This window comes from Nitrosospira sp. Nsp1 (assembly GCF_900100985.1).
GTDB lineage: Bacteria > Pseudomonadota > Gammaproteobacteria > Burkholderiales > Nitrosomonadaceae > Nitrosospira.
The window spans coordinates 23,015-37,581 of sequence record NZ_FMUF01000013.1 but is presented as its reverse complement, the minus strand read 5'-3'; the positions used below and the strand labels follow the sequence as shown (position 1 = coordinate 37,581).

Annotated in this window: 11 protein-coding genes; 7 read left to right on the top strand and 4 right to left on the bottom strand. The window is 54.6% G+C overall.

Going from position 1 to position 14,567, the window contains the following annotated elements; translation table 11 throughout:
* The first annotated feature begins 14 nt into the window (after positions 1-14).
* The 5 genes from murB (at position 15) to ftsZ (ending at position 5,265) form a co-directional block, all read left to right on the top strand.
* Entirely contained in the window at positions 15-1,055 is a 1,041-nt protein-coding gene (gene murB / locus BLP78_RS09585) for a UDP-N-acetylmuramate dehydrogenase (protein WP_090458739.1), read from the top strand.
* On the top strand, positions 1,045-1,965 hold the full coding sequence (locus BLP78_RS09580) for a D-alanine--D-alanine ligase (RefSeq protein WP_090458737.1): 921 nt from the start codon (positions 1,045-1,047) through the stop codon (positions 1,963-1,965). The genes murB and BLP78_RS09580 overlap by 11 nt, the downstream gene beginning before the upstream one ends.
* On the top strand, positions 1,955-2,650 hold the full coding sequence (locus BLP78_RS09575; protein WP_090458736.1) for a cell division protein FtsQ/DivIB: 696 nt from the start codon (positions 1,955-1,957) through the stop codon (positions 2,648-2,650). Before BLP78_RS09580 ends, BLP78_RS09575 begins: the two co-directional genes overlap by 11 nt.
* Before the next feature lie 70 nt (positions 2,651-2,720).
* Complete coding sequence (gene ftsA / locus BLP78_RS09570; protein WP_090458734.1) at positions 2,721-3,959, top strand: cell division protein FtsA; 1,239 nt, start codon at positions 2,721-2,723, stop codon at positions 3,957-3,959.
* A 139-nt stretch (positions 3,960-4,098) separates the two neighbouring features.
* On the top strand, positions 4,099-5,265 hold the full coding sequence (gene ftsZ / locus BLP78_RS09565; RefSeq protein ID WP_090458732.1) for a cell division protein FtsZ: 1,167 nt from the start codon (positions 4,099-4,101) through the stop codon (positions 5,263-5,265).
* Positions 5,266-5,537: 272 nt separating this feature from the next.
* On the opposite strand, the gene BLP78_RS09560 is transcribed toward ftsZ, so the two are convergent.
* Positions 5,538-6,020 (bottom strand): DciA family protein, encoded by a 483-nt coding sequence (locus BLP78_RS09560; RefSeq protein WP_090458730.1) that lies wholly within the window; start codon positions 6,018-6,020, stop codon positions 5,538-5,540.
* Between the two features lie 26 nt (positions 6,021-6,046).
* Here BLP78_RS09560 and BLP78_RS09555 point away from each other — a divergent pair, with 26 nt between their 5' ends.
* A complete protein-coding gene (locus BLP78_RS09555; protein WP_090458729.1) occupies positions 6,047-6,964 on the top strand; it encodes a M23 family metallopeptidase in 918 nt (305 codons plus the stop codon).
* Positions 6,965-7,052: 88 nt separating this feature from the next.
* Positions 7,053-9,806, top strand: coding sequence for a preprotein translocase subunit SecA (gene secA, locus BLP78_RS09550; protein ID WP_090458727.1), 2,754 nt, complete (start codon positions 7,053-7,055; stop codon positions 9,804-9,806).
* Between the two features lie 134 nt (positions 9,807-9,940).
* On the opposite strand, the gene BLP78_RS09545 is transcribed toward secA, so the two are convergent.
* From BLP78_RS09545 to BLP78_RS09530, 3 genes are all read right to left on the bottom strand, one after another.
* The gene (locus tag BLP78_RS09545) at positions 9,941-10,498 is read right to left on the bottom strand and encodes a cytochrome P460 family protein (RefSeq protein WP_090458803.1); all 558 of its coding nucleotides are present in this window, start codon (positions 10,496-10,498) and stop codon (positions 9,941-9,943) included.
* 515 nt (positions 10,499-11,013) lie between these two features.
* A complete protein-coding gene (locus BLP78_RS09535; RefSeq protein ID WP_090458723.1) occupies positions 11,014-13,218 on the bottom strand; it encodes a M3 family metallopeptidase in 2,205 nt (734 codons plus the stop codon).
* Positions 13,219-13,292: 74 nt separating this feature from the next.
* Positions 13,293-14,567: a dihydroorotase gene (locus BLP78_RS09530; RefSeq protein WP_090458722.1), complete on the bottom strand. Its 1,275-nt coding sequence runs from the start codon at positions 14,565-14,567 to the stop codon at positions 13,293-13,295.

Here is a 14,567-nt window from a genome sequence, read left to right as displayed (position 1 = left end):
CGCAGGTTTCACGAATGGATATGTCGGAAATTAATTTGAACCACGGCTCAAGTGCACTTCGCGGCGAGATGCGCGTGAATCAGCCAATGAAAAAATATACTTCATGGCGCACCGGCGGCGTGGCGGAGCGTGTGTACCTGCCGGCAGATCTGGCTGATCTCGCGCAGTTCCTGCGTGGCCTGCCCCAGGATGAGCCAGTGCATGTGATAGGGCTCGGCAGCAATCTTCTGGTGCGTGACGGAGGTTTGCGGGGAACCGTCGTGGTGCTGCATGCCCGTCTTAACGACCTGCGGCTGGAGCAGGGGGATAGGGGTGACGCACTGATTTACGCCGGCGCGGGCGTGGCCTGCGCAAAAGTGGCGCGGTTTGCAGTCAAGCACGACTTGGCCGGGGCAGAGTTTCTAGCGGGTATACCTGGTACCGTTGGTGGCGCGCTGGCAATGAATGCAGGGTGCTACGGCGCCGAAACCTGGGAAATCGTATACAAGGTTCACACGCTGGGCCGTGCCGGGCAATTGCAAGCACGCCTGCCTGGAGACTACGAGATCGGTTATCGGCACGTTGCCTTGAAGCCCGGTACGAGCGATAGGGAACAGGGTGAGCGCAAATCGGCGAATTTCCCGGATGAGGAATGGTTCGCAGGCGGCTGGTTCCGATTGCCGAAAGAGAAAGAGGCAGTGTCGCGGCAAAAGATCAAGGAATTGCTGACAAGACGTATCAATAGCCAGCCTTTGAACCTGCCCAATGCCGGTTCGGTATTCCGCAATCCGCCGGGCGATTGGGCCGCGCGACTGATCGAGTCATGCGGACTGAAAGGTTTTCGTATCGGGGGCGCGATGGTTTCGCCGACACACGCAAACTTTATCGTAAACACCGGCGGCGCCGTAGCGTCGGATATCGAAGCGATGATAAACAGGGTACGTAAAACGGTAAAAGAGCAGACTGGCATCGAGCTGGTGCAAGAAGTACGAATCATCGGGCCTGTGAGCGAACACAGCGGGATTCCCGATTTTGCAACTCATTATTCTGTCGAGGAAGATCAAGATGGTGAGTAACCATGATTTTGGGAAAGTTGCCGTTCTCCTGGGCGGGCGTTCCGCTGAACGCGAGATTTCGCTCCAGAGCGGCAAAGCCGTGCTGGATGCGCTACGGCGTCAAGGTGTTGACGCACATCCGTTCGATCCCTCTGAGCAGCCGATGGAAGCGCTTCTGCAACAGGGGTTCGATCGAGCCCATATTGCCCTGCATGGGCGCTATGGTGAAGACGGTACCGTGCAAGGCGCGTTGGAGCTGATGGGATTGCCTTATACCGGTAGCGGTGTGCTGGCGAGCGCGCTGGCGATGGATAAATGGCGCACGAAATTGCTCTGGCAGGCTGCCGGAATCAGCACGCCCCGCTATGTCGTGCTTAATGAACAAACGGATTTTGACCTGGTTTCCAGGGAGCTCGGGCTACCGCTGATCGTCAAGCCGTCGCGGGAAGGGTCGACCCTCGGCCTGAGCAAGGTGGTCAAGGCAGCGGACCTGCCGGCAGCATTGGCGTTGGCGGCGCAGCACGACACTACCGTGCTGGCGGAGCAATTTATCGAAGGCATGGAGCTTACCATTGCCATCCTCGGAGAGAGGACGCTACCCCTGGTCCGCATCCAGGCAGAAAGTGGCCTATACGATTATGAAGCGAAATATGTCTCCAATACTACCCGGTATTTTTGCCCAAGCGGCTTATCCGCTACTCAGGAGGACGCGATTCAGGCACAGGCATTGCAAGCGCACAAGATCCTGGGTTGCGAGGGATGGGGAAGGGTGGACGCGATTCTGGATGCGTCGCACCAGCTATATTTTCTTGAAACCAATACATCGCCCGGAATGACCACGCACAGCCTTGTCCCCATGGCAGCGAAAGCCGCCGGCATTTCATTTGACGATCTGGTGCTGCGGATACTGGAACTGGCCCATGTGGGATAACCATCAGGCGCTCGCTGCGCTGGCGAACTGGCTGTTTGCGCTGGCTGCGCTGATAGTGGTCTACCTGATCGGCCAGCTGGCGATCAATTCGCCTTTGTTTCCGTTGAAGGAGGTGAGCCTTGGCGGCAGTAGCGGCCGCCTCAAGCACGTGACGCGAGAACAGGTCGATGGGGCGGTCCGCAGCGCTGTTGCGGGAAATTTTTTTACAGTTGATCTGGAAACGACCCGTAAAGCCTTCGTCAAGTTGCCATGGGTGCGGACGGCCAGTGTGCGGCGCATCTGGCCGCAGGGCCTGGAAGTAACGCTGGAGGAACATACGGCCATGGCGCGTTGGAATGGCAGCGCACTGGTCAATTTACAGGGGGAAGTATTCAATGCTGCGTCCGATGAACCATTACCTGAATTTGAAGGCCCGGAGGAAAGCGCAAGCGAAATGGCCAGACAGTACGCAGCGTTTAAAAAAATGCTGCAACCCCTGCAGCAGAACATCGCACGGATGAGCCTTTCCGACCGTCGTGCCTGGCGGATCAGCCTGGAGAATGGAACGCTGCTCGAGCTCGGACGCGAGCAGATGGGCATGCGGCTGGAGCGTTACGTGCAGGTGCACGACCGCAGCCTTGCGCAGTTGAATCAGCAATTGACTTACGTCGACCTGCGTTATCCGAGCGGCTTTGCTGTCCGTTAAGCACATGGCGCGATGGTGAAACAAAATGGATGTGATAGGAATACCGGCAGATTCAGGGTTTGTAAGATAGATGAATAGAAGCAACGAAACGAAAAATCTGATCGTGGGGCTCGATATCGGCACTTCGAAGATCGTGGCTATTGTCGCGGAGGTGAAACCCGAAGGCGGGTATGAAGTCATCGGCATGGGTAGCCATCCTTCACGCGGTCTGAAGAAAGGGGTCGTAGTGAACATCGAGACCACGGTCAACGCGATTCAGCGGGCATTGGAAGAAGCTGAGCTGATGGCCGACTGCAGGATCCGGGAAGTTTATACCGGCATTGCCGGTAGCCATATCAAAAGTTTCAATTCGCATGGGATGGTGGCCATCAAGGATAAGGAAGTGTCGCGACTGGATGTGGAACGTGTGATGGAAACCGCCAAGGCAGTGAATATCCTCAATGACCAGCAAGTTCTCCATGTACTCAATCAGGAGTTCATCATAGATGGCCAGGAGGACGTGCGCGAGCCCATCGGCATGAGCGGTATACGGCTGGAAGTGAGAGTGCATATCGTGACCGGTGCCGTATCCGCGGCACAGAATATCATGAAGTGCGTACGGCGCTGCGGGCTCGAGGTGCGCGACCTCGTGCTGCAGCCGCTGGCCTCGGCCATGGCGGTGCTGTCGGAAGACGAAAAGGATCTGGGCGTCTGCCTGGTGGATATCGGCGGGGGTACAACCGACCTTGCGGTATTCACACATGGCGCCATTCGCCATACCGCGGTGATTCCAATTGCCGGCGACCAGATTACGAATGATATCGCAATGGCGCTTCGCACCCCCACCAAGGATGCCGAAGACATCAAGTGCCGCTATGGTTGCGCCTTGCGCGGTATGGCTGACCCGCACGAAATGGTGGAAGTGGCTGGCGTAGGCGACCGTGGAACACGCCAGCTTTCCAGGCAAACACTGGCGGAAGTCATCGAGCCCCGCGTGGAAGAGCTCTATTCGCTGGTACAGGCCGAACTGCGCCGCAGTGGCTTCGAGGAACTGCTGTCATCCGGGATCGTCATTACCGGCGGCAGCAGCTCCCTTCAAGGTATGGTGGAGCTCGGCGAAGAGATATTCCATATGCCTGTACGGCTCGGCCTTCCGCACTATCACGGCAGTCTGGAAGAAGTGGTGCTTACGCCGCGATGCTCTACAGGCATTGGCTTGATACTGGCCGGCATGGAACAGCTCCAACGACACCAGCACACCCGGCTGCAGGGCAACTCGTTCAAGCGAATTCTGGAAAGGATGAAAAGTTGGTTTCAAGTCAATTTTTGAGGGTCTCCTGTCCGAAGGACCCAAAAATGAGGGAGATCCCTTTTCGACAGCGAAAGGGGCGGCTGGCAGCAGCGTTCAAAAGCGGAAAGACTTAATAACAAATACTGTTCAGTTAATACAATTCCTAAAGGAGAGCATTATGTTTGAAATCATGGATACAGAAACACAGGAAGCCGTCATCAAGGTCATAGGCGTGGGTGGTTGCGGCGGTAACGCGGTGGATCACATGATCCAGAACGGCGTGCAAGGCGTCGAATTCATTTGTGCCAACACCGATGCCCAGGCATTGAAGCGTAATCAGGCGCGTACCCTGCTGCAAATGGGATCAGCGATCACCAAGGGACTGGGTGCCGGCGCAGATCCTGAAATCGGGCGTAACGCAGCGTTGGAAGACCGCGACCGGATCGCCGAACTGATTGAAGGCGCGGACATGCTGTTCATTACCGCCGGAATGGGCGGCGGTACCGGGACCGGCGCGGCGCCGGTAGTGGCGCAAGTGGCCAAGGAAATGGGAATTCTTACCGTGGCAGTGGTTACCAAGCCCTTTTCATTCGAAGGCAGGCGACTCAAAGCGGCCCAGGCGGGAATGGAAGCGTTGACGCAATATGTCGATTCGCTGATCGTAATCCCCAACGATAAGCTGATGCTGGTCCTGGGCGAAGACGTGAGCATGCTCGATGCATTCAAGGCCGCCAACAACGTACTGTATGGCGCCGTTGCCGGCATCGCGGAAGTTATCAATTGCCCGGGCCTTGTCAATGTCGATTTTGCCGACGTAAAAACAGTGATGTCGGAAATGGGCATGGCAATGATGGGTTCGGCATTTGCTTCAGGAGCGGATCGGGCGCGCGCGGCGGCGGAGCAGGCTGTCGCCAGCCCGCTGCTGGAAGATGTGGATCTTTCCGGTGCGCGAGGAGTATTGGTAAACATTACCGCCAGCTCAGCAATGAAGATGCGCGAGGTTCACGAGGTGATGAATACAATCAAGGACTTTACCGCGGAAGACGCCACCGTGATTGTCGGTACGGTCATCGACGAAAATATGGAGGAAAATCTCCGGGTGACCATGGTTGCCACAGGGTTGGGCGGCATCGTCAACCGCATGCAACCCAAGCCGCTAAGCGTGATCCACACGCGCACCGGGACAGACAATACCCTGTCGTCTGACGGTGTGAATTGGAAGGATCTGGATGCCCCGGCCGCGTTACGTACGAATAGACGGCGCGATGCAACCATTGAGGCCATGAAACAATCGGGAGTGGACGTCTTGGATATTCCCGCGTTTCTGAGGAAGCAAGCGGATTAAGCATTGCGTATGAATAAATGAAATACTCGTTCACCGGGATGAGCCTCATGGAGGCCGAGGCCGGTTCTCGATAGCTGTGATCGCCAGCGGGTTTGTGGCCCGATAGGACGGAAGACCGAGCGGTCCTGCGCGTTCCGTGCCGAGTTTGTCATCACTTATCCGCAGATCGTGAATTTATCGCGCAAGGCACGATATCGCCTGATGTGCATGCGTTATAAGAATCTATCCAGGAATCCACCGACGTCGCCAACCATTGCCGCGAGTAGACGATTTTAGATGATATCCGGGTCGTAGCCGTTCTGCTCACCTTCCATTCGCTGTTTTTCCAGCAGTGATTCGACTGCGGTTTTTAGAGGTGATGGCGACAATCCCGAGGCCAATTCACTCAGCTTTTCCATACCGGCCCGGCCTATCCGCATTTTTCTACCGGATAAATCACCCCTGCGAATATTGAGGTAATCTGCTTGCACCGCAAGTCGAATTGCAGTAACCTCATAGCCCATCGCTTGAAACTTTAATAATAACGACGGCAACGTCTGTCTGAGTTTTGCCGCAATTGCACCGTTACCTGCACATATCGTCAGGTTTCCTTCAAAGAATCCGCCTAGCGCGCAGTGTTGAGCCAACTGGTGCGGAACGATTTTCGAGAATGCCTGCTGCATCGCGGTTAACTCGTCCATGTAGCTGAATAATCGCTGATGCTTGGGCGTCAGCCTTAGGGTTCCAAGGTAGAAATTTATCTTGTGGACGGTCATAGCTGAAGAATAATTTAGGGAATGAGATGCATATTATTCTAATTTCCAATAATTTGAAAAAACCGAAAACCTTGACCTTGACCGGTGTGCATCTTGTACTTCTGGCAGGGGGAGGAGTTTTAGCTTCTGTATTGTTTGCGATGGGGTTGAATTATCTTTCTCTTCGGTACGCCGACAAGATCGACAGCCCTTCCCTGAGATCGCTGGTTTCAAGTGTACAGCAGGAGGAACATAAAAAAAACCAGTCGTACTTGCGCGATAGTCTCAATGCCATGGCCGTCAGAATGGGTCAGATGCAGGCACAGCTGTTGCGGCTGGATTCCGTAGGCGCGCGTCTGGCGGAATTATCGGGCATCAAACCTCAGGAATTTCGGTTTAATCAGAATCCCGGTCAGGGAGGCGCCGTATCGACGCTGCCATCCGAGGATATGTCGTTTGCAGAGTTCAACAATAAGATCCAGGAGCTGTCGCTCGCATTGGATGACCGTAGCGACAAGCTTGGCGCATTGGATTCATTGCTGATGCAAGACAGGCTCAAGAAGAAAATGCTCCCATCCGTGATGCCCGTGAACACGAAATGGTATTCCTCCGGTTTCGGCGTGCGTATAGATCCTTTTACGGGAAGACGTATTTTCCATGAAGGGGTTGATTTCTCGGCTGCAACAGGTACACCCATCGTGGCGGCGGCGGGCGGCGTGGTAGTGTATTCCGATTTTCACCCTGAATATGGTAATATGATCGACGTTGACCACGGCAATGATTTCGTCAGTCGTTATGCTCATGCTTCCAAGCGCTTGGTCAGGCTGGGGCAAGTTGTGGTGCGCGGACAGAAGATCGCGGAAGTGGGCAGCACTGGCCGTTCGACCGGTCCTCATCTGCATTTTGAAGTCCGGCACAGGGGCTCGCCGCAAAACCCGTCACGATTCTTGAAGATGCCCGGTTGAGCCGGGTCAATACTCTGCGGGTGGGGGTGAGGCCAAAAACCTCACCCCTTATTTTTTGTACATCGCTTAACAGAATTTTTGGGATTTCATGCTGAACAATCTGCTCAAGAAAGTTTTCGGGAGCCGTAACGATAGGCTGATCAAGCAGTATTTCCAGACCGTGGCGACGATAAACGCACTGGAAACCAGGATTGCGGCGCTTACCGACGCCGAACTGCGTGCAAAGACCGAGGAATTCAGGCAGCGTATTGCCGACGGGACAACCCTTGACGCTCTACTGCCCGAGGTATTCGCTGTAGTACGCGAAACCGGCAAACGGGTGCTCGGGATGCGCCATTTCGACGTTCAATTGATCGGAGGGATGGTCCTGCACAGCGGCAAGATTGCCGAGATGCGAACAGGCGAAGGTAAAACGCTGATGGCGACCCTGCCCGCTTATCTCAATGCATTGGCTGGCAAGGGCGTTCACCTCGTTACCGTGAATGATTATCTTGCCAAACGGGATGCGGAGTGGATGGGGCATCTCTATCAATTCCTCGGCATCAGCGTGGGCGTAATCCTTTCACAGATGGATCACGGTGAAAAGCAGGCCGCCTACGCAGCCGACATAACCTACGGCACCAATAACGAATACGGTTTCGACTACCTGCGCGATAACATGGTGAGCCACCCTACCGAGCGGGTGCAGCGTGTGCTTAATTACGCCATCGTCGACGAAGTCGATTCCATTCTGATTGATGAGGCGCGCACGCCGTTGATTATCTCCGGCCAGGCCGAAGGCAACACCGAAGTATATGTGCGTATGAATGCGTTGATCCCGAAACTGGTTCGCCAGGAAACCGAGAAAAGTGCCGGTGACTTCAGCGTAGACGAAAAAGCCCAGCAGGTGCTGTTGAGCGAGGAAGGTTTCGAGCATGCGGAAAACCTGCTTGCCGGGGCTGGGTTGCTGCCTCCGGGAACCAGCCTCTACGATCCGGCCAACATCAATCTCGTTCATCACCTGTACGCTGGCCTGCGTGCACACGCGTTATTCCATCTTGACCAGCACTACGTGATACAGAATGGCGAGGTGGTCATCGTCGATGAGTTCACCGGACGGCTCATGTCCGGCAGGCGCTGGTCGGAGGGATTGCATCAGGCGGTGGAAGCAAAGGAAGGTGTCCCGATCCAGAAGGAGAACCAGACACTCGCCTCGATCACTTTCCAGAATTATTTCCGCATGTATCAGAGACTGGCCGGCATGACGGGCACGGCCGACACCGAGGCTTTCGAGTTTCAGCAAATTTACGGGCTCGAAACCGTCATCATTCCAACCCATCGCCCGATGATCCGTAATGACCGGATGGATCAGGTATTCCGCACCATGGGAGAAAAGAACCGCGCCATCATCGAAGATATCAGGGATTGTCATCAGAGGGGGCAGCCTGTTCTCGTCGGAACGACCTCTATTGAAAATAATGAGGAGCTGTCCGGGTTATTGACCCGCGAGAAGTTGCCGCACCAGGTATTGAATGCGAAGCAGCATGCCAGAGAAGCGGAGATCGTCATCCAGGCCGGACGTCCCGAAATGATCACGATCGCCACGAATATGGCGGGTCGCGGAACCGATATTGTACTGGGCGGCAACCCGGAGCCTGAACTCGAGCGTGTTCGTGCCGACGAGAGCATGAGCGAACCGGAAAAGCTCCAGCGAATCGGGGAGTTGCAGCAGCAATGGCAACTTCTTCACGATGAGGTGCTGAAAAAAGGCGGATTACATATTATCGGCACCGAGCGACATGAATCCCGCCGCGTGGATAATCAACTGCGCGGTCGTTCAGGTCGCCAGGGCGACGCGGGTTCCAGCCGTTTTTATCTTTCGCTGGAAGATCCACTGCTGCGTATCTTTGCATCCGATCGCGTAGCAAGCATCATGCAGCGGCTCAACATGCCGGAGGGTGAGGCCATTGAGCATCCCTGGGTCACTCGCGCGATTGAAAACGCCCAGCGCAAGGTGGAAGCCCGTAATTTCGACATACGGAAGCAGTTGCTGGAATACGACGATGTCGCCAACGATCAGCGCAAGGTAATCTACGAGCAACGGAGTGAGCTTCTGGAGTCGCAAGACATTTCGGAAACGATTACCGCAATGCGCGACGACGTGTTGCGCGGTCTTGTCGCTCTTTATATTCCAGCGCAAAGTGTAGAGGAGGAATGGGACATTCCGGGGCTGGAGAAGGCATTGGCCGCCGAGTATCAATTGGCATTGCCATTACAGGAGTGGCTGGAGAAGGAACCCGACCTGCATGACGAGAATATGCATCAGCGGATCAGCGCAGCAGCGCAAGAATACTATTCAGGAAAGGTCGATCAGGTTAGCGCGAATGTCATGCATCAGTACGAGCGTGCCGTCATGCTACAAAGTCTCGATGTACACTGGCGGGAGCATCTCTCGGCGCTGGATCATCTGCGTCAGGGTATCCATCTTCGAGGATATGCCCAGAAAAACCCCAAACAGGAGTATAAGCGAGAGGCTTTTGAACTGTTCACTTCCATGCTGGAAGGCATCAAGGCGGAAGTTACCAAAACGCTGATGACCGTGCAGATAAGAAGCGAGCAGCAGGTGGAAGCCGTGGCGGAAACACAACGCTCGCCCATAAACGTGCAGTATCACCATGCGCCTTTCGAAGAAGCGCTGGGTGAAGAGGAATCTTTCGAAGGTGGCGAATCAAACCGCGACGCTGAGGATCACCCGGAGAAGCATCAACCGTTCGTGCGCCAAGGGGAGAAGATTGGGCGCAATGATCCATGTCCTTGTGGATCAGGGAAAAAGTATAAACAATGCCACGGCAAGCTCAGTTAACGGGCATTCAATACGGATATAGCCTTAAATCAACCTCAGGCACGTGGCGCCTGAGGCGAGTAGCATAGAGGCCGTGGTACTCCAGACCCCCGGCTGTAATTTGCGAGCAGGGGGTTGTTCCGGAACAGCGCTTGTTATTTTACGCGTTTCTGAAAATATTCGTCGTAGCGGAAAATGTAGTCCTTATCTGTCAGCGGCAGATGGCATGCGCGGCAGGTTGCCGTGTTGTCCGGCGCTTTCGTTGTTGCATCAGCCATGTACATGGAATATACCCAATCTCCGTTTCTGAGTTCCGGAGGCGTCACGCTTTCACCCCAGCCCGCACCCTTGCCCATTACGCCGATTTTCGACAACTCACCCTTGACAAATTTACCATCGGCGCCCTTTAGAGGGGTACCGTCAGCAGCTTCCCTGACCTTGTAAATCTCCATCACGGAAATGGTCCCGTTAGGAAATTCATCGCCCATTTTGGTGCTATGTCCGGTGGGGTTGATATAGATTTCGCGGACTTGCTTGACGTCGGCTCGCTGCACATCAGATAAAAATTTCGGCCAGCTCTTATAGTCCGCGGGTACGGGCAACTCGCTATCCGAGTATTTTTGAACCTGAGGCGATGGCGGCACCTGCGCACAACCTACAAACACCATAGCCAGCACCATAGCCGCAACGGCCCCCCATGTAACATGTTTCATCTTTTTTTCTCCTATTGTCGAGCGACGCCAAGAATTCGCATAAGCTGTTTTTATGGGCTGTCCGCCGGTCCGGTTGATATAGTAGCTTGTCGGATTTAAAGGAAATCCGCTGAAAAAGCGGCCGGTCGCTTCATATTTCGCCGCTTTTTCGCTGCGATTCTTCAAGCCGACAGGCTGCTAGCTGAAGGGCTGCAAAATCGAATTTAATACAGGCCCCCCATCCGTGATTACAAGTCGTATTAAAGGCTTATCAACGGATAGAAGAGTATGAGTAACCTGCCCGAGTTCTATACTAGCGTTGGAGAGACGTTGTTGCAAGAATAATCGGCTGATCGAAATGGATCGCAAAACCGGTGGGACGCTCGAAACGACAGGAGTCATTCAGCGGATAACGATATCCGGAAATGCTCGGTCCCTCGGCCAATTCCTTCAAACTTGTCCTGCCGCACCCAATTTCCCGGGAGCTGAAAGATTGCTGAATGCTTACGCGCGGCCGAGCCTTTCCGGCATATTTTTCACGCAGGCGCCATTCCGTGGTGGCGCAACAGGGCATCTATTTTTGGCTCGCGACCCCGAAATGCGATAAATGATTCCAGCGCAGTGCGGCTTCCACCCACTGCGAGAATTTCATTCCAGAAGCGGGCGCCGGCTTCCGGATTGACTACAACCCCGGCAGGATTTTCTTCAAAAAGACTGTAGGCGTCGGCAGACAACACTTCCGCCCACTTGTAGCTGTAATAGCCGGCAGAGTAGCCTCCGCCAAAAATATGTGAAAAGCTGTTGGGAAACCGATTGAATTCAGGGGGAATAATTACCGCAACCTGTTCACGGATCTCATCGAGTAGTTGCTGTGCCGTTTTTTCTCCACCGGGGCTGAAATCGGCATGAAGGTGCATATCGAATAGCGCGAATTCTATCTGGCGAAGCATTTGCAAGCCGCTCTGGAAATTCTTCGCCGCCAGCATCTTTTCGAATAAATCACGCGGAATAGATTGATTGCTACCCTCGCGCTCCGCCGACATGGCGTTGGCAAAGCCATCCGGGGCGGGAGACGGAGCATGGCGCGTTTCCTGTAAGCTGTCGCTTTGCGGTAATGTGTCTACGCGCCTGGTCATGTCACGCAGGACTTCCCATTCCCAGCAGAAATTTTCCATGAACTGGCTGGGTAGTTCCACTGCATCCCATTCTACGCCGTGGATACCCGACACGCCCAGGTCTTCCACCTGGGTAAGCAAATGGTGCAGACCATGACCGAATTCATGAAATAGCGTGATCACCTCGTCATGGGTGAACAAGGCAGGACGCGCTTGGCCGTCAAGATGAACAGGTGCGGAGAAGTTACAGTTAAGGTATGCAACCGGTACCTGAATGCTTTCTTCCCCCTGTACTTCACCGCCGCCGATACGGCGGCGGCTTATGGCGTCATCCATCCATCCTCCGCCCCGTTTGCCTGGACGCGCGTAGAGGTCAAGATAAAACCGGCCGATCAGATTTCCCTGAATGCCCGTGATATTGAAAAGCTTTACATCGGTGTGCCAGAGCTGAATGTCGGCAGCCTCTGCCCGGGCAATGGTAATGCCATAAAGATTCTCTACTACCCTGAACATGCCCGGCAGCACGCTGGTTTCAGGAAAGTACTGCTTCACTTCTTGCTCCGAGAATGCATAGCGGTCGAGGCGCAGCTTTTCGCTTACATAAGCCAGATCCCATGATTCGACATTTTCCAATCCCATTTTTTCGGCGGCAAATTGACGTAATTCTTTGAGATCGCGCTCCGCATAAGGCCTTGCCTTGGCGGCGAGTTCACCCAAAAAATCCAGCACCTGTTTTGGGGTCGAGGCCATTTTGGTCGCAAGCGAGACTTCGGCGTAGCAATCAAATCCCAGCAGTTGCGCCTCTTCCTTGCGCAGTTCGAGTGTTTTCGCGATAAGCGGCGTGTTATCCAGATCGACAGCGTTTCCGGTTTGCGGAGCCGGTGACTTGATCTCGCTGGCGCGCGTGGAGTATGCGCGATACATTGTTTCGCGCAGTGCCCGGTTGTCGGCATACTGCATGATGGGCATGTATGATGGGGCGTGCAGCGTAAATTTCCAACCTGGGGTATTATCCTTTTCCGCGATTTCCCGCGCTGCCTGCACTGCATCATCGGGAATGCCGGAAAGCTCATCCGCGTTCTGTATATGCAATACAAAATTATTGGTGGAATCCAGCAGGTTATCATTGAATCTGGAACCCAGCGCCGACAGCTCTTCCTGAATCTGGAGAAACCGCTTTTTCTTCTCGGGCGGTAGCTCCGCCCCACCCAGGCGGAAATCCCGCAAGTCATTTTCGATTATCTTCTTTCGAGCTTGATTCAGGCCTTCGAACGCCTGGCTGTTGCGGAGTTGTTTGAATTTTTCGAAGAGGGCGGGGTCTTGTGCCAACTCCGCATAATATTGCGTGATCAATGGCAGGTTGGCGTTGTATGTCTCACGCAACGCCGGGGTATTCGCCACCGCATTCAAGTGTGACACCTGCCCCCATGCTCGAGACAGGCGTTCATTGGCGTCTGTTATCGGTTGCACGAAATTCTGCCAGGTCGGCATGGCGTCATCATCACGTATCCGATCGATAGTGCTGCGGCCATCGGCCAGTAATTGTTTCAGCGCCGGGGTGATGTGTTCGATTCGAATATCCGCAAAGCGCGGCAGTCCGGAAAAATCAAGCAGAGGATTCATCATATTGTCGAGAGTAGTCAGTTCAGTTGCGGGGGTACGAAAATGACAGCGCATGGTTGTGGCGCAACTTCAAAACCTCAACCTTCGTGTACGATGTTACCGTTGATCAGAGTGTATTTTACTCTGCCTGGCAGTTCCATACCGAGAAACGGGGTATTCTTGCCCTGGCTTTTCAGTGCGGCGGCTTCCACTTTCCAGTATTGTTCGGGATCGAAAATGCACAAATCGGCGGTAGCGCCAGGAGACAGGCAGCCGGCTTCCACCCCCAGTATACGAGCGGGTTCCACAGTGATTTTCGCTAATACCCGGGCCAGCGGAACTCTTTTTTCAGCCCCCCATTTCAAGGTCAGCGGCAACAGCAGTTCCATGCCTGTGGCGCCGGCTTCGGCCTCGGCGAAAGGTAATAATTTGTGATCTTCATCCACCGGCGCGTGATCCGAACATATCGCATCTATCGTGCCGTCGAGAAGCCCGGCCCGTAGCGCGTCACGATCTCCCAACGCCCGTAGAGGTGGAATGAGATGGCAATTGGAATTGAAGAAGCCGATATCCATTTCGGAAAGATGGATATGGTTGGCAGATACATCGCAGGTAATGGGCAGGCCTTGCTGCCGGGCCGCACGAATCATGGCGACGCCTTCCGCGCTGGAGATACGGCATAGATGAACCCTGGCGCCCGTTTCCCTCGTCATCAGGATAATATTCGCCAACGCTACGGTTTCCGCGCAAACAGGAACCGGAGGCAAGCCCAATCGCGTCGACACTTCACCGTCATGCGCCACGCCACCGTCGGCAAGATTCATATCCTGGGGGCGAAGCCAAACCACGAAGCCGAAGGTGGAAGCATATTGCATTGCTTGCATCATCACACGTATGTTCGGAAGCGGCATATTCGACTGGCCAAAAGCGATACACCCAGCATCACGTAATTCAGCCATTTCCGTCAGCCGTTCACCTTTCAAGCCCTGAGTAAGTGCGCCGACCGGATAAACATGGGCCTGATTGAGACTCCTGGCACGGTGCTTCAGCATTTCCACCAGCCCTGGCTCATCCAGTACGGGATCCGTATCGGGAGGGCATGCCAGGCTGGTGATACCGCCGGCTACCGCCGCAGCCATTTCGGATTCGAGGGTGGCTTTATATTCAAAACCCGGTTCGCGCAACCGCGCCGATAAATCCACCAGGCCCGGGCACACTATCATGTTCGTTGCATCTATTTCCCGATTGGCATGAAAACCAGGCGGGCTTTCGCCCAGGCCGACGATTTTTCCTGCCGCAATGAATACATCCATGATGGCGTCGGTCCCGCTCTTCGGGTCTATGAAACGGCCGCTCCTGATAATCTTTTTCAT